This window comes from Flavobacterium sp. TC780, assembly GCF_056783245.1.
Genome location: NZ_JBXBAV010000150.1, coordinates 1 through 24,460, shown reverse-complemented (window position 1 = coordinate 24,460; position 24,460 = coordinate 1). Strand labels below are relative to the sequence as shown.

24 protein-coding genes, 1 tRNA gene and 2 pseudogenes are annotated in these 24,460 nt (G+C 31.2%); 18 read left to right on the top strand and 9 right to left on the bottom strand.

Annotated features, from left to right (window positions below):
• Nucleotides 1-195: 195 nt before the first annotated feature.
• The 6 genes from AC1RYN_RS16235 to AC1RYN_RS16210 form a co-directional block, all read right to left on the bottom strand.
• A complete protein-coding gene (locus AC1RYN_RS16235) occupies nt 196-297 on the bottom strand; it encodes a SusD/RagB family nutrient-binding outer membrane lipoprotein (protein ID WP_481807780.1) in 102 nt (33 codons plus the stop codon).
• 7 nt (nt 298-304) lie between these two features.
• Nucleotides 305-532 carry a hypothetical protein gene (locus AC1RYN_RS16230; protein ID WP_481807779.1) on the bottom strand — a complete coding sequence of 76 codons (228 nt, stop codon included), beginning with the start codon at nt 530-532 and terminating at the stop codon, nt 305-307.
• Nucleotides 533-1,021: 489 nt separating this feature from the next.
• A complete protein-coding gene (locus tag AC1RYN_RS16225) occupies nt 1,022-1,534 on the bottom strand; it encodes a SusD/RagB family nutrient-binding outer membrane lipoprotein (RefSeq protein WP_481807782.1) in 513 nt (170 codons plus the stop codon).
• Between the two features lie 98 nt (nt 1,535-1,632).
• Nucleotides 1,633-2,532: a SusD/RagB family nutrient-binding outer membrane lipoprotein gene (locus tag AC1RYN_RS16220; RefSeq protein ID WP_481807778.1), complete on the bottom strand. Its 900-nt coding sequence runs from the start codon at nt 2,530-2,532 to the stop codon at nt 1,633-1,635.
• A gap of 18 nt (nt 2,533-2,550) precedes the next feature.
• Nucleotides 2,551-5,607 (bottom strand): SusC/RagA family TonB-linked outer membrane protein, encoded by a 3,057-nt coding sequence (locus AC1RYN_RS16215; RefSeq protein ID WP_481807781.1) that lies wholly within the window; start codon nt 5,605-5,607, stop codon nt 2,551-2,553.
• 26 nt (nt 5,608-5,633) lie between these two features.
• On the bottom strand, nt 5,634-5,783 hold the full coding sequence (locus tag AC1RYN_RS16210; RefSeq protein WP_481807777.1) for a hypothetical protein: 150 nt from the start codon (nt 5,781-5,783) through the stop codon (nt 5,634-5,636).
• Between the two features lie 491 nt (nt 5,784-6,274).
• On the opposite strand from AC1RYN_RS16210, the gene AC1RYN_RS16205 reads away from it, so the two are divergent.
• The gene (locus tag AC1RYN_RS16205; protein ID WP_481807776.1) at nt 6,275-7,045 is read left to right on the top strand and encodes a nitrilase family protein; all 771 of its coding nucleotides are present in this window, start codon (nt 6,275-6,277) and stop codon (nt 7,043-7,045) included.
• Between the two features lies 1 nt (nt 7,046).
• Here AC1RYN_RS16205 and AC1RYN_RS16200 read toward each other — a convergent pair whose 3' ends face one another.
• Both AC1RYN_RS16200 and AC1RYN_RS16195 read right to left on the bottom strand, forming a co-directional pair.
• Nucleotides 7,047-7,355, bottom strand: a complete 309-nt coding sequence (locus AC1RYN_RS16200) for a hypothetical protein (protein WP_481807775.1) — start codon at nt 7,353-7,355, stop codon at nt 7,047-7,049.
• A 348-nt stretch (nt 7,356-7,703) separates the two neighbouring features.
• Nucleotides 7,704-8,708: an Ig-like domain-containing domain gene (locus AC1RYN_RS16195; RefSeq protein ID WP_481807774.1), complete on the bottom strand. Its 1,005-nt coding sequence runs from the start codon at nt 8,706-8,708 to the stop codon at nt 7,704-7,706.
• A gap of 300 nt (nt 8,709-9,008) precedes the next feature.
• Here AC1RYN_RS16195 and AC1RYN_RS16190 point away from each other — a divergent pair, with 300 nt between their 5' ends.
• The 13 genes and pseudogenes from AC1RYN_RS16190 (at nt 9,009) to AC1RYN_RS16130 (ending at nt 18,464) form a co-directional block, all read left to right on the top strand.
• Nucleotides 9,009-9,908 (top strand): hypothetical protein, encoded by a 900-nt coding sequence (locus AC1RYN_RS16190; protein WP_481807773.1) that lies wholly within the window; start codon nt 9,009-9,011, stop codon nt 9,906-9,908.
• A complete protein-coding gene (locus AC1RYN_RS16185) occupies nt 9,868-10,086 on the top strand; it encodes a hypothetical protein (protein ID WP_481807772.1) in 219 nt (72 codons plus the stop codon). Before AC1RYN_RS16190 ends, AC1RYN_RS16185 begins: the two co-directional genes overlap by 41 nt.
• A 126-nt stretch (nt 10,087-10,212) precedes the next feature.
• Complete coding sequence (locus tag AC1RYN_RS16180; protein WP_481807771.1) at nt 10,213-11,457, top strand: hypothetical protein; 1,245 nt, start codon at nt 10,213-10,215, stop codon at nt 11,455-11,457.
• Entirely contained in the window at nt 11,405-12,223 is an 819-nt protein-coding gene (locus AC1RYN_RS16175) for a hypothetical protein (protein WP_481807770.1), read from the top strand. The genes AC1RYN_RS16180 and AC1RYN_RS16175 overlap by 53 nt, the downstream gene beginning before the upstream one ends.
• 8 nt (nt 12,224-12,231) lie before the next feature.
• Nucleotides 12,232-12,632 (top strand): annotated as a pseudogene (gene mce, locus AC1RYN_RS16170) (methylmalonyl-CoA epimerase).
• A 144-nt stretch (nt 12,633-12,776) separates the two neighbouring features.
• Nucleotides 12,777-12,850: transfer RNA gene (locus AC1RYN_RS16165), tRNA-Ile, on the top strand.
• A gap of 495 nt (nt 12,851-13,345) precedes the next feature.
• Nucleotides 13,346-13,579, top strand: a complete 234-nt coding sequence (locus AC1RYN_RS16160) for a hypothetical protein (protein WP_481807769.1) — start codon at nt 13,346-13,348, stop codon at nt 13,577-13,579.
• Nucleotides 13,580-13,841: 262 nt separating this feature from the next.
• Entirely contained in the window at nt 13,842-14,129 is a 288-nt protein-coding gene (locus AC1RYN_RS16155) for a helix-turn-helix transcriptional regulator (protein ID WP_143376224.1), read from the top strand.
• A 99-nt stretch (nt 14,130-14,228) separates the two neighbouring features.
• Complete coding sequence (locus AC1RYN_RS16150) at nt 14,229-15,407, top strand: VapE domain-containing protein (RefSeq protein WP_481807768.1); 1,179 nt, start codon at nt 14,229-14,231, stop codon at nt 15,405-15,407.
• A 203-nt stretch (nt 15,408-15,610) separates the two neighbouring features.
• Nucleotides 15,611-16,480, top strand: coding sequence for a toprim domain-containing protein (locus AC1RYN_RS16145; protein WP_481807767.1), 870 nt, complete (start codon nt 15,611-15,613; stop codon nt 16,478-16,480).
• Nucleotides 16,481-16,690: 210 nt separating this feature from the next.
• Nucleotides 16,691-17,209 (top strand): BfmA/BtgA family mobilization protein, encoded by a 519-nt coding sequence (locus tag AC1RYN_RS16140; RefSeq protein WP_481807766.1) that lies wholly within the window; start codon nt 16,691-16,693, stop codon nt 17,207-17,209.
• Nucleotides 17,209-18,240, top strand: coding sequence for a DUF5712 family protein (locus AC1RYN_RS16135; protein WP_481807765.1), 1,032 nt, complete (start codon nt 17,209-17,211; stop codon nt 18,238-18,240). Before AC1RYN_RS16140 ends, AC1RYN_RS16135 begins: the two co-directional genes overlap by 1 nt.
• Before the next feature lie 77 nt (nt 18,241-18,317).
• Entirely contained in the window at nt 18,318-18,464 is a 147-nt protein-coding gene (locus AC1RYN_RS16130; RefSeq protein ID WP_481807764.1) for a hypothetical protein, read from the top strand.
• A gap of 57 nt (nt 18,465-18,521) precedes the next feature.
• On the opposite strand, the gene AC1RYN_RS16125 is transcribed toward AC1RYN_RS16130, so the two are convergent.
• Complete coding sequence (locus tag AC1RYN_RS16125) at nt 18,522-18,926, bottom strand: helix-turn-helix domain-containing protein (RefSeq protein ID WP_290267278.1); 405 nt, start codon at nt 18,924-18,926, stop codon at nt 18,522-18,524.
• 181 nt (nt 18,927-19,107) lie between these two features.
• On the opposite strand from AC1RYN_RS16125, the gene AC1RYN_RS16120 reads away from it, so the two are divergent.
• The 4 genes and pseudogenes from AC1RYN_RS16120 to AC1RYN_RS16105 all read left to right on the top strand — a co-directional run.
• Entirely contained in the window at nt 19,108-19,668 is a 561-nt protein-coding gene (locus AC1RYN_RS16120) for a hypothetical protein (RefSeq protein WP_481807763.1), read from the top strand.
• 524 nt (nt 19,669-20,192) lie between these two features.
• Nucleotides 20,193-21,323, top strand: a complete 1,131-nt coding sequence (locus AC1RYN_RS16115; protein WP_481807762.1) for a hypothetical protein — start codon at nt 20,193-20,195, stop codon at nt 21,321-21,323.
• Nucleotides 21,324-21,582: 259 nt separating this feature from the next.
• Entirely contained in the window at nt 21,583-23,079 is a 1,497-nt protein-coding gene (locus AC1RYN_RS16110; RefSeq protein ID WP_481807761.1) for a DNA recombination protein RmuC, read from the top strand.
• Nucleotides 23,080-23,366: 287 nt separating this feature from the next.
• A pseudogene (locus tag AC1RYN_RS16105) lies at nt 23,367-24,460 on the top strand (sigma factor-like helix-turn-helix DNA-binding protein); the annotation flags it as partial.

The window sequence follows — 24,460 nt, the reverse complement described above, 5'->3', positions numbered from 1 at the left end:
TTTTTGTACCTACTCGTTGAGTTACGTATTGCTAAGGTTAATACATGCTCCTGTTGTTAGGGAGGCAGCACCTAAATGTATCGCTGCCTTGATGTTTAACGGCTTCTGCTAAGTTAACAGAATTAACAGAGTATTCGGCAGTTGGGTATTTTAAACATATTGGTATTGTGCTGTTTGTCACGTTTCTAGGGAAGTTCACAGGGGTAAAATTGGGTAGCCAGTTCTTCTCCAGTTTGCATAAACTTCTTGTTCATCTACAAACAAAGCAATCCAGAATTGGGTGTGTATCTGGTTCATTTTTTGATCAAATGTGCCACTCGAACACATATGGATTTTCGGCTAAATATGGTGTAGCATCTTCTATTGTGTGTGAAGCTCCATAAATTCCAGCATTTAGAAAAGAAGCTTTTACAGCTTTTTTATGTAAAATTTGATCGCTTTCTCTGAAATGCTTTTTAATTGCAAATCTATACGTATTTACTGAAAATGCCATTTCTCCAATAAATGCTAAGTAAAATAACTTTTTTGTCATAATTATTTGATTTATAAGATATTAATGTTTATTAATAATCAAATATATAATTAATTTTTACATACTGCAATATTTTTGCATAATCAATGCAAAAATATTGCAGTATTTTTTGTTTAATGTTTTTTTATTCCCAAAAGACGGATGTTTGTTGATTTGGGTAGTTTTGAGGAATAAATGTGATTGGGCTAAAATCAAAATTTTTTTAAGTTAGAATTTGAAAAAATACATGGCGTTGAATATTTGATTGTATTTTCTGTATTGAAGGAAGTAGGTAGTTTTTGTTAAATTGATGTTTCTAGGGTAGGTTTTATGTGTGATTTTATATGATTTTGGGGAAATTTAAGTTGGTTGTTAGTAAAATGGCTATGTTATTTTTTCAAGAAAGTATTTTAAAATTATAGTGTCATCCGCAATTCAAAATAAATTGCGAACGACACTATTTCTTTGTGGTATTAGAAGAGTGATTTTTGATGTATTGTGATTTGTAAATTAGTCAACATCCCACCAAACCTTAGCTAGCCAACTATTGTTGTTGTATTTTGCACTTGCGGCTAAAAAGTTTGTTTTGTTACTAGTTGATTCTTCTACAGGATAAGGCATTCTTTTTGGGATAACTCCACCTGTACTAGAGTTGTTATTTGTTATTGTAATTAAAACAGGAAAGTTTGTTCTTCTGTAATTGCTGTAAGCTTCCATTCCGTTAAGAAATAAGGTAAGCCATTGTTGTGTAGCAATTTCTTCTAGTTCTTTTCCTGGAGTAAGACTTTTTGTGGCTACAAAAGCTGTAACTGCATTATTGTCAATTATGCTTGCATCTTTAAAAATAGACCATTGTCTGATTCCTGCTTCAATCCCTTTTTTGTAATAATCTTGTGCATCTCCAGTATATAGACCTTTAAAAGAAGCCTCAGCTAGAAGTAACATCGTTTCTGAGTAAGTAAGATGCATATAAGGAGCATTGTTTTCATATAGATAGGGCTGTAGGGTCGCTAAATCTGCTATCTGCGCCTGGACCTGGATGATTTGCTCTGGTGTTATTCGGATTTAATCCTACATATTTTCCAGTTGCATTTGGTAAAAACCATATTTTTTTTCTAGGATCATTCTCTAATGCACTTATTAGGATATTGGTTGGACGCTCCTGAACTGAACCAGGTCCTTTTAATGCATGAGACATTCCGTTTTCCATTATTTAAGGCACCAGCTGTTTCAGCAGGAGAGGAATCGTGTTTCATGTAACAGTTGTCTTCATTGCTGGTAAATATTCCATTAGTAACTGCTTTTTGAATTTGTTCTTTTGCTAATGCGGGATCTACTTTCGAAATTCGCATAGCACAACGTAATCTTAATGAGTTTATCATTTTTTTCCATTTAGACACATCGCCTGCATAAAAAAGATCTCCTTTTATTGGGTCAGTTCCTGTTTGCATTTGTGCTTGAGCCTCATCCAAAACTTTAAAAAAATCTGTATAAATGTCCTTTTGGTTGTCATATTTTGGATAGAAAATCTTTTGGTGATAGCCTAAGCCTGCTTCAGAATATGGAACATCTCCATATAAATCGGTTAAACGTTGGAAAACCATTACTTTTAAGACTTTTGCAACAGCATTTTGATTGTTATACTCTGTTTTTTCATTTGTTTTTTCGAGAACATCTACTAGATTGCGTACAATTCCACCTCCATAATTAGAAGTCCAAAGGGCTGCTTGATAATCACTGTTTGCAGCATAGAAAGAGCCAAAAGTAGTTACGGCCCAAGAACCAGCCAGATGTTGTATTAAGCCTTCACCATATATAAGGTTAGCTCTCCATTGTTCAAACCATGCGCCAGATAATCCTGCTTCTACCCCAGTTATTTGTATTGCAGGATCTATACTTACAAAAGCTTCAGGGTTTGTGTTTTTTTCTCTAAATAGTTCGTCGTCGGCACAATTAATTGTAGTAAGTAGTAAAATTGCACCTAAAGCATATTTTGGCAATTGTATTATATATTTTTTCATTTTGATTAAATTAGATTGTTAGAAAGATAATTGTAAGTTAAAACCATAAGATCTTCTGTATGGTAAAGATCCATATTCAAAACCTTGTCCATTGCCACTTGTATAAGTAGATTCGGGATCTATATTTGGTACTTTGGAATAAATGGTCCACAAATTTCTTGCAATAACAGAGAATTTAAATCTATCGAATCCTGTACCTTTTAGCCATTTTTTAGGGAATTCATAACCTAAAGAAGCTTCTCTTAATTTTACATATGATGCATCATAAATGAATGGTTCTGCAGTGGTAGTCTCTCCATATAAGCTTCTCCAATACGTTTGAGGGTTAACTGGTGTAGTGTTGTCTTCGTAGCCAGTTACATTGCCGTTTCCATCAGTGAGTACTTTAACACCTTGTACTATAAGTCCTGCTGTAGGAGTTAATTTTGCGATTTCTCCAGGTGTTTTTCCTGCGGCTAGTTGTTCGGCAACCCATCCGTTATACTCTTCTCTTCCTTCTAAGGTTGCGTTCGATAATCCTGTACTGCCTGCGTAGGCATTAGTCATGGAGTACATTTTGCCTCCAAATTTCATGTCTATATTAGCACTTAAGCTAATCCCTTTGTATGAAAATTCATTGGTAATTCCGCCAATCCAATCTGGTGCTACTCGACCTAAACTTTCAAATGTTTGTGTTAGTACAGGAAGTCCATTTGTGCCTATGATAACTTTCCCATCAGGAGATCTTTCAAATTTTCTGCCATAAATTTCGGTTGAACTTTTCCCTACTTTAGCTACAATTTGAGCTCCTGCCCATCTTGCATTAGATACTACTTGTGTATCGGTATCTCCTGTTAATTCTAATAAAGTATTTTTGTTTTTAGCAAAGTTGAAAGTTAGATCCCAATTAAAACCATTTTCGTTTCTAAAGATTCCAGCTTTTACTAGGGCCTCAATACCTTTGTTTTCTACAGTTCCTGCATTAGCATTAGCTCCAGTATAACCAGATGTTTGAGAGGTATTTAGTATGATTAATTGGTCTTTAGTTCGTGTGTAGTAATAAGAAAGGTCTATTTCTATGCGATTCTTAAAGAATCCCAAATCGGCTCCTACTTCATAACTAGTTGTAAATTCAGGCTTTAGGGTGTTGTTAGGTATGATATTGGTGTTTACTGATCCAATAGGGTTTCCTAATAAGGGTTTTGCTTGTATATTGTAAGTTAGGGCTGTGGCGTACGGTGTTTCTAATGCTTTTGCAGTTCCTGCCCATGAAGCCCTTATTTTTCCAAAGGTTAATACATCGCTGTTTATATTTAAACCATCGGTAAATATGAAACTTGAAGAAAGTGAAGGGTAGAAAAACGAATAATTGTTATTGTAATTTGAGCTAGCTGCAGAGGCTAATGTTGAGTTCCAATCATTGCGGCCTGTGAAGTCTAAAAATAAATAGTTTTTGTAATTAGCTCTTAAATAGGTGTATAATGAGCGTACAAGTATTTCGTCATTTGTCTTTGGATTTAAAACACTTGAAAGGAAATTGGATTGCTTGTTTTCCCCTTTAATAATCATGTTGGTAAGAGTACTGCCTGTGACGATTCTTTGAGAAACACGCTGATTGGCACCTACTCCTAAAGATATATTGAAATCACCTATTGATTTTTGAGCATTTAATAAAGCTTCGGTATTGTATTCCTGAAATGTAATGTCGTTATTAACTAAAGAGCCTTTTTCTCTTCCTGGCCATGTAGTTCCGGCATTCACAAAGTCGAATCCTTTAAAGTTAAATCTGTCAATTCCTGCTCTACCTGTAGCAGTTAACCAATCTGTAATAGCATAGCTTGCACTGAAATTACCCATTATTCTGTTTTTCTCAGTTTCGTTTTTATTTTCATTTATTACGAAATAAGGGTTTAATCGATAACCATTTGAGTTCCAGAGACGGTAATTTCCGTTTTCATCTTCGTAATTTTTTAACCAAGCTTGGTCAATATTAGGAGCCAATGCAGCTACAGATAAGCCAAGGTTGCTAGAGTCATCTCCTAAAGCAGGTCTGTTATTGGTGTCTTCTACAATGTAACTAAATTTAGCATCGATTGTTAGTTTTTTCATCTGGGAATTTACACCCAATGTAAATGTATTTCTCTTTAAATCGCTTTTTGGTATAACATCTGTAGCGTTTAGATTGGAATAACTTACTCGATAAGTGGTATTCTCGCCACCTCCTGAAATACTTAAGCTGTTGTTTATAGTAACACCGGTTCTAAAAAAATCTTTTATGTTGTTTTTTATATTTTGATATGGTTTGTAAGAGCCGTCAAAAATTCTTACCATAACATCTGGAGATCCAAATTTTGGTCCCCAAGCATTTGTTGTGTTATTTTGAATACTGCTAAGATCATTGGGGTTTGGAAGTTGTCCGTCTGATCCTGTACCGTATTGTGTTTGGAAATCTTTGTATTTTGTGCTAACTTGATCAAATGTGGTTGTGCTGTTCCATTCGGCTTTTAAAGAGTTTCTTTTTCCTTTTTTTGTTGTAATTACAATTACTCCATTGGCGCCACGTTCTCCATAAAGCGCACTGGCTGCTCCGCCTTTTAAAACTGAAATATTTTCAATATCATCCATGTTTATGCTGGATAATCCATCTCCATTATCTAATCCATCGGCATATACTCCAGCTTTAGGATCTGTAATTCCAGCTAATCCAGTATTTCCTAGAGTAACTCCATCAACAATATATAATGGTTGGTTGTCTCCACTTACAGATCTATTTCCCCTTATAACAACACGTGAGCTACCACCTATACCTGCTGCAGTTTGAGAGATGTTTACCCCTGCAACTTTTCCGTATAATGATTGAGCAATACTCAATGTTGGGTTTGTGGCTAGTTCTTTTCCTTTTATGTCTTGAAAAGAATAGCCAAGTTCTTTTCTTTCTCTTTTTATTCCTAAAGCGGTAACTACTACTCCAGAAAGTGCAGTTGCAGCGGCTTCTTTTAATTGTACGTTAATAGTGTTAGAGTCGCCTATAAGTACATTTTGTGTTTCTAGTCCTAAGAATGATATAATTAGTGTTTTTCCTTTTTGTGTTTCTATAGAAAATTTACCATCAAAGTCGGTGGTTACACCTCTTTTTCATCTTTTATAGCTATTGATGCTCCTGGTAGTGAAATACCATTAGAGTCGGTGACAGTTCCTTTGACTGTCTTTACTTGTGCTAGGGTAATTTGCACAGTAAATAAAAACATAATCATTAAAATAGTTTGTTTCATTGTATTGGTTTTTTGTTAGTGTATTATAAATTATTGGTTGTTATATTCTATAATTCTGCCTAGTAGTATCAATGGGTTTTCTGGTTGATTCTTTTTAGGAGTTCTTGCTATTTTTTTTAATCATAGCTTCAACAAAAACAGGTTATGACAGTATAAGGGTAGTCATGTGGTTTTTATTTTTTTACTGCAGGTTAATTTGCAATATATAGAGCAGTGTTGACTCTAGAAGGTTTTTGGAGGGTACTTTTTTTTCATAATTAGGGTGGTTTTAGGTTTTATAGGTTTTTAATTAATTGCCAAATATATAATTAATTCTTATCCATTGAAATTTTTTTGCATAAATATTGCAATATTTTTGCAATATTTTTTCACATAATGTTTTTTTATTTGCGAAAGCGTGATGTTTGCTGAGTTCAGTAGTTTTTAAAAAAGTAGTAGTTTTATGTTATAGTTTAATAAGATGATTTATCTAAAAATAGTATATTTACAATATGAAAATTGCACTAATTCAATCTATTCTCCATTGGGAAGACCCTGAGAAAAACCGAAATCATTTCGAGCAAAAAATTAATGAGATCAACGAAGTGGTTGATTTGGTAGTACTTCCTGAAATGTTTACTACAGGATTTACCATGAATCCCTCTCGAGTAGCTGAAACTATGCGTGGGGAAACTGTTTTGTGGATGATATCATTAGCTAAAACTAAAAAAACAGCAATTACTGGAAGCTTGGTAATTGAAGAGAATGGTAATTTTTATAACAGATTGTTATTTGTTTTTCCTTCGGGAGAATTGCAACATTATGACAAGCGCCATTTATTTACCCTTGCAGGTGAGGATAAAGTTTATACCAAAGGAACGCAGAAATTAATTGTAGATTATTTAGGCTGGAAGATCTGTCCGCTTATTTGTTATGATCTTAGATTTCCTGTTTTTTCTAGAAATACAGAGTCTTACGATCTAGTTTTGTATGTGGCCAATTGGCCTAAAATACGAACTAATGCGTGGGACACATTACTAAAAGCCCGTGCTATTGAAAACGTATGTTATTCGATAGGAGTTAATAGAGTAGGATTAGATTATCATCAATTTGAACACATTGGACATTCGCAAGCTATCGATTTTCTAGGGGAATATTTAATTAAACCTCAGGAAGCCGAAGGTGTCTTTGTTGTTGAATTAGATAAAGAGAAAATGTATGAAACAAGAAAAAAGCTTGCTTTCCTAAATGATAAGGATAGTTTTACAATCGAAGGATTATAATTTATTTCTTTTTATCTGTTTTCTTATTTTCAGGTTCGGGAGTGTAGGGGATACTCAAGTCAAAAACTTGTTCAACATCCCAATTGGCTCTAACATCGATTTCTTTTGAGAAATAAATTACTTCTTCAGCGTATTTCTTTTCTAAGAAATTCCCTCGCGGGTCGTATTGTTTGTTTTTATTGTCATCGTAAATTGCGCGAAGTGTAAATAATGTAGGTTCTAAAAGATTGAATTCTATTTTTGTGTTACCTTCAGTGTATTCGCTAGTAAGAACTTTTTCTCCCTTTTTATCTGTTAATTCTATAATCACAGGAAAGCGTTTTACGTTCTCTAAAATAAGTTCGGTTTCCGTAGTCAGCAGTGGCTCTAGTAGTCAGATTGTATTTTAGAGTGTCATTTGTTTTTTCATAAAAATCAGTTAACGCTCCAGGTAAAAGAGTGAATGCATATTTTTCGGAAGGCTCTTTCTTAAATTCTAAAAACAGTTGTTGATTAAAATCATCGTATTCAGTTTTGAAAGGAACAGCAACAGAGTCTTTATTTATTAATTTTATTTTTGACTCGTCAAAATGTACTAAAGGAGTTGCGCTTTTCTAGTGTAAATCGGTCTCTAAAATGTATAATTCCGTTTTGTAGTGCGCTTATACGCAAAGTATCTTTACTTTTGATCTTTTATTTTAAAGGTGTAATTTTTTTTGTAGCTGTCTTTATTGATTTCTATTGATAGCGAATCTGCTTTTAGTGGTTTGTACCAAATTTGTAAGGAATCCTTTTTTGGAAATTGTGTAACGATCGAAGGGAGAATTTCATCATTCTTTTTCAAGACAATTTTCGGTTTTGAGTTTTTGAAGTCTTGTTTTCCATCGTATCCTATAACTAGCCTGTTTCCAGAAACTTGAGCAGGTTTATGTGTTTTTAAAGGGAGTATTTCTTTGAATAATTCCAATTCATAAATAGTGTCGTTAGGTATGGTAATAGGGTGTTTTATAAAGCCTATTTTGTCGTCCTTTGGGTTGAATTTATTATTGTTTCCTTTGTCTTTTAAAGCGACCAAAAGATATTTTCCTGCTTTTAAATTTTCTAATCTAAATGTTTTTAAGCTATCTAATGTGTTGGTGATGTATCTCGGGTTTTCTTTATAAACGATAGAGTCTTTATAGCTGTCGTTTATTTCATAGAGCATTACAGATACAAATGAATCGGCTTGTTTGTCATAAGCATCTTTAATTTTTCCGCCTAGTGCTAAGGAATCTATATAAGTTCCTGTAGAAAATATATACTTAAATTGATTGTATGGATTCCCTTCATTATTGTCGGTAATACTTTGTCCAAAATTGAAGCTATAAGTAGTGTTGGGTTGTAAAGTGTCAATTATTTTGATGTTGATGAATTTACTTGCCGTAGTAGGAGTTATTAGAGGCTCATGTTTCATTGGCGGCGAAATAATCAATTGCTTATTTGCATTTTTTAATTTCACATATTCATCAAAGGTTAATTTTATTGTATTCCCTTTAAATTCTGTGCTGAAATTTTTGGGAATACTAGATTGTAAGACTGGAGCAAGCGTGTCTTTTAACCCGCCAGTTATACTTCCGCGTTTGGCGCAACTCGCCATCAATAAGGTTAATAAAAAGAAAATATATTTTGAGTTGCTCTTCAACATAATGGGTTTGGATTTTGAATCCACAAAATAACAATTATATTTGCTTTAATCGAAATTTTTTATCGAATTATTAGGAGTTGTTGTTTTATAAAAAATATAAAGAGTCTGGCTTTGTTTAAAGAAAACAGTTCTAACTTTTTTTTAATAAAATAAAATGTATTCTTACATTTGGCAGTAAATTTAATTTAGAATATTTTGAAACTTCGCGTTATTTTTGGGGTCTTGTTTTTGTTATTAATTTCATGTAATAAGCAAGAGAAACCAGTTGCCGCTTTTTATTATTGGAAAACTATTTTTAAATTGTCTGCAGAAGAAAAGCAGGTTTTAGAGCAAAATAATATCAATAAAATTTATATCCGATATTTTGATGTTGATTTGCATCCAAAAACACAAGAGCCATTTCCGTTGAGTCCTGTCCATTTTGAGAATAAAACTGAAAACTTAACGATAGTTCCAGTGGTGTACATCAAAAATAAAGTGATGCTAAAAAAAGGAATTGATGTTGAAGATTTGGCAAAAAAAACATTTGATTTTATCGAATTAATAAATAGTAAGAACGGAATTTCTTGTCAGGAAATCCAAATCGATTGTGATTGGACATTGGCAAGTAAAACAAATTATTTGAAATTTATAGAATATTTTAAGAAGATATCTCGTAAAAAACTTTCAGCTACGATACGATTGCATCAGATAAAATATTTTGAAAAGACTAAAATTCCAAATGTCGATTCGGGTGTTTTAATGTATTATAATATGGGGACAATTGCGCCTGATTCACTTAATTCAATTTATGATAGAAGAATTGCGCAACGATACATAAAAAGTTTGAAGAAATATCCTTTGCCGCTTGATTTTGCTTTGCCAATTTATTCTTGGGCAGTTCATATTCGGGAGAATAAGGTAATAGGATTAAAAAGTAAAATAGATATAAAAGATTTGCAAAATGATACTAATTTTGTGCAAAGTCAAAAAAAATATTTTACTGTAAAGTACTCCAATTATAAAAAAGGTACTTTTTACAAACAAGGAGATATTTTAAAAATAGAAGTAATATCGAAGGATGATTTATTAGAAATGGCTTCCGATTTAGAGGAGAATGCAGCTCAATATCCTAAAGAGATTATTTTTTACGACTTAGATGAATTCAATTTAAAAAATTATGAAAAAAATATTTTTAAACAAGTTCTTTCTTGTTTCTAGTGGTGTTTTATTATTTGCTTACGGTGTAATTTATGCTTGTGGAGGCGGTGATGATTGGGGAATGGGGTATAGCTCTAATTTTACTCCTGAAACTTTTGTTGAAAAATCATACAGGCCATTATTTTTATCGGGTGAGGTTTTTTATGGGATTGGTTTTGATACCGAACACAATTCTTGATTTAATGATGATATTAAATCAGATTGGAATACCTATTTAAAAACAAAAATTGATACTGCTACAGTAAGTCATTTTCTAATTGGGGATAATACGTCAAGATATTCGTATGATAAAGATAAGGCTACAGTGTATAAGGATGAAATTGAGAAGCTTCATGTTTTTTATAAAACGAAGAAACAAAATCAGGCTTCTCTAAACTGGGGCAAGAAAATAAATTTGAAAGATGATAAAGTCAAGGCATTTATCGAGTTTTTGTATTTAGCACAAAAAATAGAAACGGTTTCAGTAGGAGAAGATTATTGGAGTTATGAGCCAAGAGTGGCTAATACTTTTGATGATTTTAAAATGATTCAATCTATCGAAAATGTATATAATACTATATCAGATCCATTTTTGAAAAACAGATATTGGTTCCTTACTATGAAAGCTTATTTTTATAGTAGCAACAAACAAAAAGCAATTGCATTTTTTAATAAAACAGAAGCAGCAGTTCCTAAAAATGTACTGTATTATCGTGCGCTATCTTATGTGGCAGGAATAAATCATCAGCAAGGAAAATATTCGACATCTAATTATTTATATGCACAAGTGTTTGATAAATGCCCAGAAATGAGAGTTGTTACAGCTTATAGTTTTCGCCCAGAAAATGAAGCTGATTGGAATAAATCTTTGGCTATGGCCAAAAATAATAGAGATAAAGCTGCACTTTGGGCAATTCATGGTTATTATAAAGACGAAGCGCAAGCAATCGATAAAATTTATCAATTAGACCCTAAAAATGAACATTTGAATTATTTGCTTACAAGATTGGTTAATCAGCAGGAACAAGGGATTAATAATTCATTTGAAATAAGCACAAATGATGATCAGCCTTCAAAAAAACAGACAGTTGCAGAAAATAAAGAAGCAAATAAAAGTAAAATTAATGCAAAAGCATTTGATCTAGTTTTAAAAATTGCTGCAGCAGGAAATACAGAGAAACCTTATTTGTGGAATACTGCTTTAGGGTATTTGCAAACATTAAAAGGAGAGTTTGCTAAAGCAGATGAAAATTTTACGAAAGCCGAAAAAACAATGCCCAAAACAGAGTTGGCTAATAATCAACTTAGATTGCTTCGTTTTGTAAATAATATGAGTAAAATAGATAAGTTAAGTTCTAAAAATGAGAAAACGATTCTTAAAGATCTAAATTGGTTGTATCAGGAACTCCCAAAGCAAAATGTAGGTGATTTTCGTTATGAAAATGCTTCTAGTTGGAGCAGAATGTACTTGATGACACTTTATAAAGAGCAGAAAAATTATGTAATGGCAGAATTGTTTGCTAATACTTCATCGTATAGTTATTCGGGGAGCAGGAAATTCTTTTTATGATGTCGAAAAGAATTTGTTAGGGATGAAAGCATTTTTGGCGAAGCCGAATAAAACCGAAATAGAAAAAATAGGTTTTAGTATTTATAATTTGAATTTAAATAATATTAATAATTTCCAAGCAATACAGGCAACATATCAAAATAAAATTCCTGAAGCAATTGCTTTCATGCAGCAAACTGATACGTTGCAAAATGCGGTTTTTTACGGGAATCCATTTAATGGAAATATAAAAGATTGTCATGATTGTGACCATGCTATGCCTCAGAAAAAGAAGTATTCTCAAATAGAATTCTTAACTACAATAAATGCAATGCAGGACAAATTAGCTAAAAATGAAGATGTATATACAAACAGTTTGTTACTAGGAAATGCATTTTATAATATAACTCATTTTGGAAACGGGAGAAGTTTTTATGAAATCGGAATTGTAGGGTATGGTTCAAGTCCGTATTCATTTAGAGATGCTATGAAAAAAATGATCACAAATTGTTCGTTGCCTAAAATGTATTACCAAAAAGCACTGGAAGCCGCTACTACAAAAGAGCAAAAGGCAAAATGTGTTTATATGTTGGCAAAATGCGAGCGAAATGAATATTATAATAAAAAGTATAATTCGGTGACAAATTGGTGGACTGCAGATCAGGATCAGATAAATTTCTTGGCATGGAATAATTTTAAAATATTGAAAAAAGATTATTCGGATACAAAATATTATCAAGATGTAATTGCCGAATGTGGTTATTTTAATACCTATGTTAATCAATAATTAAGATGATGAATAAAATAGAACATATAGGGATTGCAGTTAAAGATTTAGAAGTTTCGAATCTTTTGTTTGAAAAGCTTTTTGGGGTTCCTGCTTATAAATCGGAAGCGGTGGAAAGCGAAGGGGTAATAACTTCCTTTTTTCAAAGCGGACCAAATAAGATAGAGCTTTTGGCAGCGACTAGTCCAGAAAGTCCCATTGCTAAATTTCTTGACAAAAAAGGAGAGGGGATTCATCATATAGCATTTGATGTAACGGATATCGTTGCTGAAGTAGAGCGCTTAAAAAGTGAAGGATTTGTGGTTTTAAACGAAATTCCTAAAAAAGGAGCCGATAATAGCTCGTTGTTTTCTTGCATCCGAAAAGCACAAATGGAGTTTTGATAGAGTTATGTCAAGAAATTAAATAATTTTGAGGATCTAATGAATGAATTAGATAGTTAAAAATCAGCTAGTTTTGATTTTTACAAAATTAATTACAAAATTAATGTAAAAATCATGCTTAAATATTTGCTACAAATGAAAAATAGTGGTAATATTGCAACCTCAAAACCGGTCCTATAGCTCAGCTGGTTAGAGCACCTGACTCATAATCAGGTGGTCCCTGGTTCCAGCCCAGGTGGGACCACTACTAAAACCAAGCCTTTACAGCAATGTAGAGGCTTTTTTGTTTTCATCAGTACAATATATGTATAACAAATTGCTGACCTCGCAAAGATAGTAAACTTTTCATTCTGTTTCAATTAGCTATATTTTTTTAGTATTTTTACTTGAAAAGTAAAAATAATTAAGCGTTATGGCAAGAATAATTGAAAAAATTTTTTTCTTTCTTCATCAACGAATACAAAAGGTAGATACCAAAATAAGATCCAAAAAGGTTTCACTTATTTTTGCCCCGCTACTACCTTTTTTGGTAGTTATACACAGTGCTTTTCAATTATACAATGGTAATTTTATTTTATTCTATTTAATACTTCTAATTTTTGGAGTTATTTTTTCATTTTTACTTACTGTATCATCTATATATTTTTTAAAAGGTGATAATATTTTTAATCGGTATAATAGAGAAAAGTCAAATAGTAATTTATCTCAGTTCCAAAATACATCAAAGTCCTCAAACAATATGTCTGAGAAAAAAGTAGCTGATTTAATTGATGCTAATAGAGAAGCAATAAATTACTATTATGTTGAATTTAAAAAGATTGAACTATTTAACGATGACACATTATTAATTGACTTTCAAAGTTTGATTGCTAATTGCTTAAAAAAATCTAAGAATAATTATTTTTTTAAATTAGAAATTAGTGCTCAGGAAACACACGCTTTTATCAATGAATTTATGATTCCTTTTTCTTGATAAAATTAGATTCAAACCGTGTAATACCTAAAAAAAGTATAGCTTCTCTGTTACAATATAAAAAAGCCGGTAAATATATTCCTGTAAATGAAAAATCATTATCCGATAAAAATAGAATAACCGTTACCCTCTGTCAAAAAAAAATATACGAAAGTGTTCAAAAAATGTAAATTCCCCGAATTATTATGTGACCAAGTCGCAATTCCACGTTTCATCTAGTTTCATTCCAATAGTTTAGCCTCATAATTCTAAAACAAAAATTATGAACCCACAAAAAATTATTGAACAGTTAAATGAAATTAAAATGATGATTACAAAAGGGAATCAGTTCCAAAAAGAGATTTTCACTATTAAAGATCTCATGAACTATACAGGCTTTTCAGATAGTACGATTCACAAATTATCTGCTAAAAAATTAATCCCACATAACAAGCCTACCAACGGAGCTTTATTCTTCGATCGAGTTGAGATAGTTGAATGGATAAGAAAGCACAAAGTCTATTCAGATGAGGAAGTTTTGTCTAAATTTTCCAAACAATTAAAAAAATAAGTGTTCAAAAATTCACTTTTGAGCGCTTAGAAATTTTTTTGTAACTGAAAAGAGTATATGCAAATATTGGCATTATGCTCATTCATCAATTATTTATTTATGGAAGAAATAAGCGTATATGATGTGTCTTCACGCAAGGATTCTGTGTATGACAAAATTCAGGAAGAATTATCTAAGTATTTTAAAATCAAGTTTAATGAAATTGCATTGGAGTATGAAATTTTTGATGTAAACTCTGCATGTAAAATCGATTTTAACGAGTCCTCTCTTTTGATACATCTTCATAGAGAAAAATTAAATGTTAGTCCACAAGTTTTTAAAACATATTTAAAGTCGCATTTTGTGGAGCGTATTAATCCACTGATAGAGTATTTTAAAAGCTTACCACCTTGGAAGGGCAAAGACCATGTCAAAAGGTATGCTAGCTACGTAAATACGGACGATAATGAATTGTTTCACCTCCACCTTCTTAAATGGGCAGTTCGTGCTGTTAAAACGGTATTTCTGAAGGAAGCTATAAATAAACATGTATTAGTTTTAGAAGGAGGCCAAAGTTTTGGTAAATCTTATTTTTTAAATTTTCTATGTCCAACTCAACTTGAAAAATATTTATATACAAATTTAGGAATAGGAAGGGATGAACGTATTAAGCTAGCTAAGTCTTTGATTATTAATGTTGAAGAATTAGATGTTATGGGAAGATATGATATCAATGCTATTAAAGCACTTATAAGTCAAGTTTCTGTTAATGAGCGTTTACCCTATGCGGATAAGTCAACTTTACTCTATCGGACTTGTTCATTTTTAGCATCAACAAATCGTGCGGAATTTTTATGCGATGATACAGGTTCTGTCAGGTGGATTATTTTTAGCGTTATTGAGAAGATTGACTTTTCCTATAGCAAAGAATTTAATATCGATGATTTTTGGTCACAAGCTTACCATATTTTTAAATATCAAAAAGAATTTAAATCAGATTTAACTCAGGAAGAAATAAAAGTCAATGAATTGAGAAATGAACGTTTTACTGTACAAACAGTAGAGAATGAATTTGTTTTAAAATACTATTCGACTAGTGATAATCTTTCAGATTTTAGGACACCATCGGAAATTGTAACAGAACTACAGGTTATGGGGCATAAATTAAATGCTCAAAAAGTTGGCTCGGCACTAAAAAAGTACAATTTTACCAGAATCAAGCATGCAAAACGTCAAGTATATGGATATTTAGCAAAAACTAAATTTAAGGATTCGCCTTGGGGATTTACAGATTCTTAAACATACTTACCTAGTTACCTAATTATATCTTAATCAGTTGAATTTAAGTAATTTATTTAGGTAGGTACCTGTGATAATCAATACTTGGCTTACCTAAATTAGGTAAACTAGGTAAATCAAAAATAAAGCACTTTTTTTTTAATATGCTTATTATAACTGTCCAATTTCTTTAGGTAGCTAGGTAGGTAAAAATTCAAATTATAGTGAACGATATAGAGAAATTAAGAAATATTCCAATGATTAATATTTTGAAAAGATTAAATATTGAAGTCATTGAAAAGAAAAAAGAACAGTTTTGGTTTAAAGCTGATTGGAGAAATGAGCAAACGCCTTCTGTGAAATGTGAGCATAATCTTTTTTATGACTTTGGTGAAGGTTTTGGAGGTAATACTGTGGACTTTATTATGAAGTATTTTTCCATTGGCTTTTTGCAGGCAGTTAGATGGCTACAAAATGAGGATGTTATTTTTTCTTTTGATCCGCCTAAACAAAATATTTTTCTGGAGATGAAAAAAGAAAAGCAATATCGTGTGGAAAGAATTCAACTTTTACAAAATAGAATTTTAATTGATTATTTAAATACAAGAAAATTGAACATTGAAATATGCAAAAGGTATTTAGATGAAGTGTATTATAGAATAAAGGATAGGAAATATTTTGGTGTGGGATTTAGGAATGATCAAAATCAATTTGAAATTCGAAATAAATATGCAAAATTATGTTTAGGGATAAAATGGTTTACATGGATTAACAAAAGTAATAAATCCCTAATAATCTTAGAATCATGGTCGGATTTCATTTCATTATTGACGTTGTATCCAAAATGTGAAAAGTCAAAAGATTTCTTGATTTTAAATTCTCTATCAATGCTTTCGAAAGCAGATCAAGTATTAAGTGTTTATTCTGAACTTTTGTTTGCGCTTGACAACGATGTTGCGGGTTCGAATGCAACAGAAAATTGTTTAAAGAAGTGGAATTCAACGGGGGCAAGATGTAAAGACATTAGGTACCTGTTTCATGGCTCAAAAGATATAAATGATTTCTTGATTTTAAAAACTAAAACGAGTGGTTAGACTTGTGTGTGAACATCATTCTTTAAAGAGTTTATACTAGTAATGTAATTAGCAAGTAGGACAGGGGCTGAAAAACCCCTATCCTACTTGCTCTGCGAGGCCAAAGCCTTGAAAATAAGGCTTTCTTTAGAAATGAAGTTTATAATATTTTATAATTAAAATATATTTCAACACGTAATAGATTGATTAACAGAATTAAAAATTATAATTATGACTAAAAAAAGTATTATTATAGATGAAAAAGCGCATACAGAACTTGGTAAATTATCTGAAAGTTTACGAATGAATTTAGGCACTCTTATACAAGAAATGATTTATTATTTCAAAAAAACAGGTATCGATCCCAAAGATGCTGTAAATAAAAATCCAGCTTTAATGGTTGCCGCTTTAGATAAAAGGATAGTCTCTTTCTTAAAAGTTCAAGAAAGAGATATTTTGAAACCATTAAGACAAGATGTTTTTAATTATCAAAACGCCCAAAAAGAAGAAATATCAAAGCTAATTATTTCGATAAATAAACTCTTAGATCAACATTCAGAACGAACAACTGAAATAAAAAAAGCTCATTTAGAGAACCTGAACAAAATAAATAGCAATGATCAAGAAAGGACTAAAATGATAATTTCTGAATTACAAAAAAACAGACAAGCGATTTTGATTATTTGTAAACTATTAGACGACAAAAACAAATCCGGCACTTTGGATAAAATTAAATCTCTTTTTTCATAATGCCAATATCTAAACCACATAGTACGCTTGGAGCTGACAATAAAGGAAGTTGTTCCAACTTGGCTATTTACTTAGAAAAGGAAAATGAAGAATTAGATAAAATCATCAAAAAGTCTTCCTCAATGAGTGAAATATTTCAGCTAGAAAATAGAAAACAAGGATTCTTTACAGCTTCAGAGATTAATATCAGCACGATAGATGTTATTACTTCCATCGATAATAATAAAAGAAAATTAGGAGCAAATGATGCTAAATATTTTGCCCCAACAATTAGCTTCAGCGAGAATGAGTTGAATCATATTGCCTTTTTGGCTACTGGTAAAAGAGAAGTTACGAGTGTTTTTGACTTAAATTTATCTGAATTAGAGCAATTTAACAATCTTATAAGAGATTACGGACGCAAAGTAATGGATAACTATGCTTTGAATTTTAATCGTCAAGACAAGGGAATTAAAACAGGAGCTGATTTGGTTTATTTTGCTAAAATTGAGCATTTTAGAAAATACAAGGGTACAGATAAAGAGGTTATTAATGGAAAAGAAATTTCCGGAGAGTATAAAAAGGGACTGCAATCTCATATTCACATAATTGTTTCCAGAAAAGATAAAACACAAATATTAAAATTAAGCCCTACTTGTAATGAAAAACAAACCAATAGAAAAATTGGTAATAACGAATATCAAGTGGGATTTGATAGAGTTAAATGGATCGATTCAAACGAAAAGACTTTTGATGAACATTTTAATTATAAACGAAAAGAACTTGAAAAATTTCAAAATCAAAATATTTTAAAAAATGGAAGCCCTCAGGACAAGCATGAAATCAATAAAAAAATAGAACTAGAATCGATTAATATTGGTGATATAAAAAAACAAATTATGAATGCTCATTTCAATGTTTTGATGATAAAACCAAAGAATTTAAAAGAATATCAAGAGCGAATGATAAAATTTGCTATTCAAGTTTTACCAATAATAAATAAAGGAGGTTTTATCAGGAGAATCACTTCTTTCATGAACAATCAGGTATAGATTTCAAAGCGGGTGAAGTTGATCAAAACTTAAAACTCCATGAATTATTTAGTGCTGATAATAAAATAGCCAATCAAATGAAACAAACTGAACCGTCATTGGCAGATTGGCAGATTAACACCGAAAAATTAGCATCTATTTTATTATCTCCTTCCTTTGAAATCGATCCAGGTGTTGATGATGAATTGCTAAAAAGAAAAAGAAAGAGAGCCATAAAAAGATGATTTAATATAAAAATACAACAGTATAAGAAATCAAAAATATGGGAATTATCTCAGTTATTATTTATTGATTAATTTTTCAAGCCTTGCCATCATGTCATCCTTCTCCTTCAACATCCTCTCATACAGACCAATCTTTTCTTCATGAAGCTTTAAAATTTCTTGTACTGGATTAACATTATAAGTGCCACCAGAATTACCGATGAATGCTTCATCGTGAAAAGTATTTGAAATGATATTAATAGCCTGCTCTTCATCAAAATTCTGAAAAGCTTCAACTGGAATTTTTAATATAGCTGATATTTGATTAAGTAAATTATCTTCAATTTCATCTTTTTGCTCGAGCATGGAAATTTTCTTTTGATTCCAATCATCTCCCAGATCAAAAGCCAATGCCTCCTGTTTGATTCCAAGCATTTCTCTAAAACGTTTTACGTTTCTTCCCTGATGTATTTTCTGTTCCATTATGAGTTTCAATTTTCTACAGGCTCAAAGATAAAGCCATTTGGATTAAAAATTCTGAGTTTCAAAGATAAAAAAAATATCCGGTACAATATCCCTTTTATCAGATATTATATCCGCTTTTTGACTAGATTATCCTTTTGAACGAGTGGAACTTCGCTTTTGAATTTTAAATCTCCACACTATGAAAAAGAATAAAATATCCTTCGAAACAAGGTTTTGGGCGGGGTTTGTGGCACGAAATCCATTTGAGGCATTTGACGCTATTTTTGACTTTGCACATGTTGATTATTATAAAAAGAATTTAAGTGATGCGGTGCTTCACTGCTATAAGAGAAAAGTTTTCAAACAGGATGCACCCTGCAATGCTTTTGTCTTTTACACTGCTATCTGCTCTTTTCTTAAAGTCTGTTACTGCCTGAAAGAGAAAAACAAAAAATGGAAAGTGAAAGAGTCCTCCCGTTGTGAGACAGTATTTCATCTTTCTTCCCTGACTAAGGAAGAATACGACAATCCTTTTTTGGTGCTTCAAAATGCATTTGCCGAGAAAACACTGCAAGAGTTTGAATTTTTCTTATGTGAAACCATAGAGCTTTCATTGTCTCCTTATGGTGGCGATCCTGACTCTGACCTGACGACACCCTATATTCATTTAATCAAAATGCTCGATGCAGGGGAACTGATGAGAGAAAGAGGCGTTGAGAAAATCAAGAAAACTGATCAGATTGATCCTGCAATGGAATAATATCCTTTATCTAAACTTCAAAACACAACAATATGAAAACTTCAGAAAAACTTACATTTCCAAAACTCGAAAACGAGTATTTTAAAGTCTACTTCGACAATTGGTCAATCAGTATAATATTATCCAAATGTTTTTTACCAGACAGGAGGCTTCTGCATTTTCCTATCTTATTATACATATTGGAAATAATATAGATGCGCAAAAACTTCAGCAGAATAAATGGGTAAGAAAAGTTAAAGAACACCTTCAGATTAATATAGCTTTTATCTTCTCATCAAAACTTCGTCATCACTATTCTTTAGGTTCTCCTTTCATTGCGTTTTACTGCCGTAAGTCTGCTGTAATTTACCAGAAATAATGAGTTCGAAAATTCTATTTTTAGAACAGAGAAATGGCAAAAATTCAAAAAAAGGTTCAATGAGTATGAAAATAATTTTTACCACGATCATGATCTTCATATCTGGCAGATTAAAAATCTCATTTCAGAAGGTTCTTCAAATAGTGTTTTCACATCTTATGCAAGATTGATTGAATATGATCTTGAATATTTAGAGGAACTGTATTCAGGAAATAAATCAGCTTTGCTGAGTTTAGATGAAAGGATCAATAATCTTATAGAATACATTCCTGATATTCAAAAATACTTTGTGAGAAACAACCACAACAAATATTATCTCACTGATTTATTCGCAAAAGCAAAAGAAGCAACTGCCGATGATGATGCAATCTATAGAAATGAAATGTATGAAGCAGTTGGAATTGCCCAGAAAAGTCTCTATTTTCTTGTGGAAAAAAGGCTTGCCGAATTAAAGAAGCTTATAAAGAAAGGACTGTATGAAAGTCATGAGGCTGTATGTGAAATTGAAAAGGAGCCGAAGAATATAATTTTAGATACTGCAATAGAAACTATATTAGAAATGGCAGAAGTTGAAGAAATCTACTTATATCATCAAATTACGTATGGTGAGAAAATGACTTATTATCTGATGTTTATAGCTGCGGGGACTGGTAATGAAAAATTAAAATTAATCAGTCAGTCTTTAAAAAGCAAAATAGGAGAAAAACATGATTTTGTTTTGTTAAGCCACAGCCGTTATTGGATACAGACTAATCTATATCAGAATCAAAGTTTCTTTTCCGGAATTATTCAAAACGAATATTTGATATATTCATCGAGTAAATATCTTCCTGAATTTCATTGGGAGATTCCTCATAATACTTACCACGCTGATCTGCATTTTTATTATAAGCCGACCAAAGATATCGCTATGCAATTTTTTACAATAGCCAGTAATACTAAAGAGAACTATCAAGGTTTAGAATACTTTTTCGCATTATTTTTCATGTCATTTTGCAGGACGTACATTTTTGTAAAAATGTATTACCTGCCTAATTATCTTTCTAATCAAACATTATGGCAGTTATGTCTCTATGCAGATTCAGACATACGAAAGTATAATTATCTTATAGAGCAGTTCTGGACTGATTTCTTTCCATATTTAGATAAGCATATGACCCTTCATCATAAGTTGTCTAAGCTCAAAAAAAGAAGGGCTCTTCAGATGAATGTTATTGTCGAGAAACTGATGTATGAATTGCACAATTTGGTTATTGAAGACGGGGTATTGAGCTTTGAGCAAGATGAACCAGATTAGTAAACAACAATTTGGAATAAAACTAATTTTTAATTCAAAATTTAAAATCCATGATATAAATAAGAAATAATTCAAAATTTGTTTTGATAAGACGGAAGAGCCTCACTATTATGCTTCTTTTTTCATCCGTTTACGGTTTTCCTCATTTTTCTTTCGATTGCTTTTTTATATATTTACTACATTATTGAATTAATCGATAATGTTAAGAAAATTATTTAATAATCTCCTAAAAGGAATATATTTAATTCATCAATAAATAATGGAAACAATCTTACTAATCATCATTTGTGTATTGTTGCTTTTAGCAATCATACTAATTATTGTTTTCAGGAGCAAAAGCGGAAATGAATTGCCAGAGTTGCAAAACAAAGTAGTTGAACTACAAACTAGTCTTTCAAAAATCGAAACAAACCTAAAAGAGGATTTTCGTACCAATCGTGAGGAAAATGCAACTATTGCCAAGGACAACAGAACTGAACTCAACGATACACTAAAAGATTTCAAAAAGGAATTATCTGAAACTCTTAAAAACATTACAGAGCAAAACCAAAACGCTCTTAAAGAAATGAATACAACATTAGCGGATAAAATTGAATTATTAACCACTAAACTGGAAGAAAATAATAAAACCAATCGAGAAACACTTACTTCGAACCTAAAGGATTTCACTTTAGAACAACGAACTAAGTTTGATGAATTAAAAAAAGAGCAAACCGATTTAACCACAAAAACAGTAGAGCAGCTAGATAAAATTTTAGTCAAAGTTGAAGAAAAACTAAAAGACTTAAATGAACAAGCTAAAGGCGATACTGCACTAATGCGTGAATCTTTAACAAAATCGTTCACCGGTTTTGGAGAAACATTTGATAAAAACATAGTTTCGTTCAACGAACTTCAAAAATCAAAATTTGAAGAATTGGAGAAAAGACAAAATGAACTAATTAAAAACACAGAAACCAAACTTGAAAGCATTCGAGTTACGGTAGAAGAAAAATTAGAAAAAACATTAAGTGAACGACTTGGTCAAAGTTTTGAAACCGTTGGTAAGCAATTGATTGAAGTGCAAAAAGGATTGGGCGAAATGCAAACTATTGCAGCTGATGTAGGTGGATTCAAAAAAGTCTTGAGCAATGTAAAATTGCGTGGTGGTGTTGGCGAAGTACAGTTGGCAATCTTGTTGGAACAAATTTTGGCACCCAATCAGTACGAAGCCAATGTTAAAACGAAAAAAGGCAGTAGTGATAGTGTTGAGTTTGCCATTAAACTTCCAGGCAAAAGTGAAGATGAAGGTAGTATTGTGTATTTGCCTATTGATGCTAAATTCCCAAAAGATACCTACGAGCATTTAATTAATGCTTATGAAAATGCAATTCCTGAAGATATTGAAGCTGCAACAAAAAATTTAGAAATTACAATCCGTAAAATGGCAAAAGACATTAGCGACAAATACATCGACCCGCCTAATACAACTGACTTTGCCATTATGTTCCTTCCTTTTGAAAGTATTTACGCCGAAGTAATAAGACGCAGTGCATTGGTGGATCAATTGCGAGACCAATACAAAATTACAGTGGCCGGACCAACAACTCTAATGGCTATTTTAAATAGTTTACAAATGGGCTTTAGAACATTATCTATACAAAAAAGAAGCAGTGAAGTATGGAAAGTCTTAAGTGCAGTGAAGAAAGAGTTTGGTAATTTTGGAGGTTTATCGAGAAAGCTCAAAAAAACATCCAAACTGGACTTGGTCAGTTAGATGATGTAGTAGGAACAAGAACTAGAGCAATACAACGCCAATTAAATACAGTAGAAACAATACCAACAATAGAAGCAAAAAATATTTCGCCTGAAATTATTATAGACGCATTAGAAGATATAATTGAAAAATAATCAACAAAATAAGACCTCTTAATTTAAAACAATAGTAGCTCTTTTTTATTAGTGCTATATGTAAATGAGGAAAATCTTAAAATAAATTAAAATAAACTGTTTATTTTAAGTATTTTATTAATAAAGACTTACCTGAACTTAAAAAAGTATTTAATGACAATAGACGAAATTTATAAAAATGAAAACATAAGTGTTCGTTCCTATAACGTCTGTAGATATAATGGACTTGAAACTCTTAAAGAAATAATTGAATTTTATCGTGAAAACAGGTCTTTCAATAAACTCAGGAATTGTGGCAAAAGATCAAATGAAGAGTTAACTGAATTATATAGCAAATATAAAAACATTGATTTTGGTTTTGAGGAAAATTTTCAAGTCAAAATCGAAAATAAATTCAAAATAATTATTTCTGAATTATCTAGAAATCAAAGAGAAGTAATAAATAGCTTTATTCAGATAAATACTAATAGTCTTTCAGTAAGAAGCCAAAATGGAATAAAAGCATTATTAGAAAATAATTTGAAAATTAAAAACTTTGCAGATAAAATATTATTTATAGAAGGTTTTGATGCAAAAAAAATAAAAAATATTGGTCTTCGTTCTATTTCGGAATTAGAAACTTATATTATCAATATTGAAAATTTTATTATAGATGTTAGTAAGATTGAAAACGAGAATTATCTAATCTCGCTCAAAAATAAATTTCTTATTCAGAATACATTTTCATCGTATAATATACCAAATGAAATACTAGAATCCGAATCAATATTTCAATTGACCAGTTTTCTAATAAATCAAAATGCTTTTTACGATAAAAATCAAACTAAAATCTTAACAAAAGCTTTAAAAATTTATCTTAATTCTCCTGAACTAACCCTAGATGAAATAGCAAAAGAAGTAGACTTGACTCGCGAAAGAGTTCGACAAGTTAGAAAAACAATTTTTGAAGAGTTATCCAGCAAACTACTTTTTATCCAAAACTTCGATGATAATTTACTTGAAAAATATAATATTGATAATACTCAATGTTATATTGAGATAAATGATGCTCAAATAGAAGCTATTAATAATCATAACAAAACAAACTTCACTAAAGAATTTATAATATATCTAATATACTCCTATTGGTCTTATGAATTCAAACTTGTTGGCAATAATGAAGATGTTTTACTTCCAAAATATTTTAATGCACGAAATAGGCATAATTGGAATAATTTCTATTTAGTAAAAAAAGAGCTTGTGCTGGT

Coding starts and splice junctions, on each gene's coding strand:
- AC1RYN_RS16235 (WP_481807780.1), bottom strand. CDS start 297: ATGAACCAGATACACACCCAATTCTGGATTGCTTTGTTTGTAGATGAA.
- AC1RYN_RS16185 (WP_481807772.1), top strand. CDS start 9,868: ATGAAAAAAATATTTTTAAACAAGTTCTTTCTTGTTTCTAGTGGTGTT.
- AC1RYN_RS16195 (WP_481807774.1), bottom strand. CDS start 8,708: ATGTTGAAGAGCAACTCAAAATATATTTTCTTTTTATTAACCTTATTG.
- AC1RYN_RS16205 (WP_481807776.1), top strand. CDS start 6,275: ATGAAAATTGCACTAATTCAATCTATTCTCCATTGGGAAGACCCTGAG.
- AC1RYN_RS16120 (WP_481807763.1), top strand. CDS start 19,108: ATGAAAAAGAATAAAATATCCTTCGAAACAAGGTTTTGGGCGGGGTTT.
- AC1RYN_RS16210 (WP_481807777.1), bottom strand. CDS start 5,783: ATGAAACAAACTATTTTAATGATTATGTTTTTATTTACTGTGCAAATT.
- AC1RYN_RS16155 (WP_143376224.1), top strand. CDS start 13,842: ATGAACCCACAAAAAATTATTGAACAGTTAAATGAAATTAAAATGATG.
- AC1RYN_RS16220 (WP_481807778.1), bottom strand. CDS start 2,532: ATGAAAAAATATATAATACAATTGCCAAAATATGCTTTAGGTGCAATT.
- AC1RYN_RS16130 (WP_481807764.1), top strand. CDS start 18,318: ATGAAACAAACTGAACCGTCATTGGCAGATTGGCAGATTAACACCGAA.
- AC1RYN_RS16140 (WP_481807766.1), top strand. CDS start 16,691: ATGACTAAAAAAAGTATTATTATAGATGAAAAAGCGCATACAGAACTT.
- AC1RYN_RS16150 (WP_481807768.1), top strand. CDS start 14,229: ATGGAAGAAATAAGCGTATATGATGTGTCTTCACGCAAGGATTCTGTG.
- AC1RYN_RS16160 (WP_481807769.1), top strand. CDS start 13,346: ATGTCTGAGAAAAAAGTAGCTGATTTAATTGATGCTAATAGAGAAGCA.
- AC1RYN_RS16135 (WP_481807765.1), top strand. CDS start 17,209: ATGCCAATATCTAAACCACATAGTACGCTTGGAGCTGACAATAAAGGA.
- AC1RYN_RS16230 (WP_481807779.1), bottom strand. CDS start 532: ATGACAAAAAAGTTATTTTACTTAGCATTTATTGGAGAAATGGCATTT.
- AC1RYN_RS16110 (WP_481807761.1), top strand. CDS start 21,583: ATGGAAACAATCTTACTAATCATCATTTGTGTATTGTTGCTTTTAGCA.
- AC1RYN_RS16125 (WP_290267278.1), bottom strand. CDS start 18,926: ATGGAACAGAAAATACATCAGGGAAGAAACGTAAAACGTTTTAGAGAA.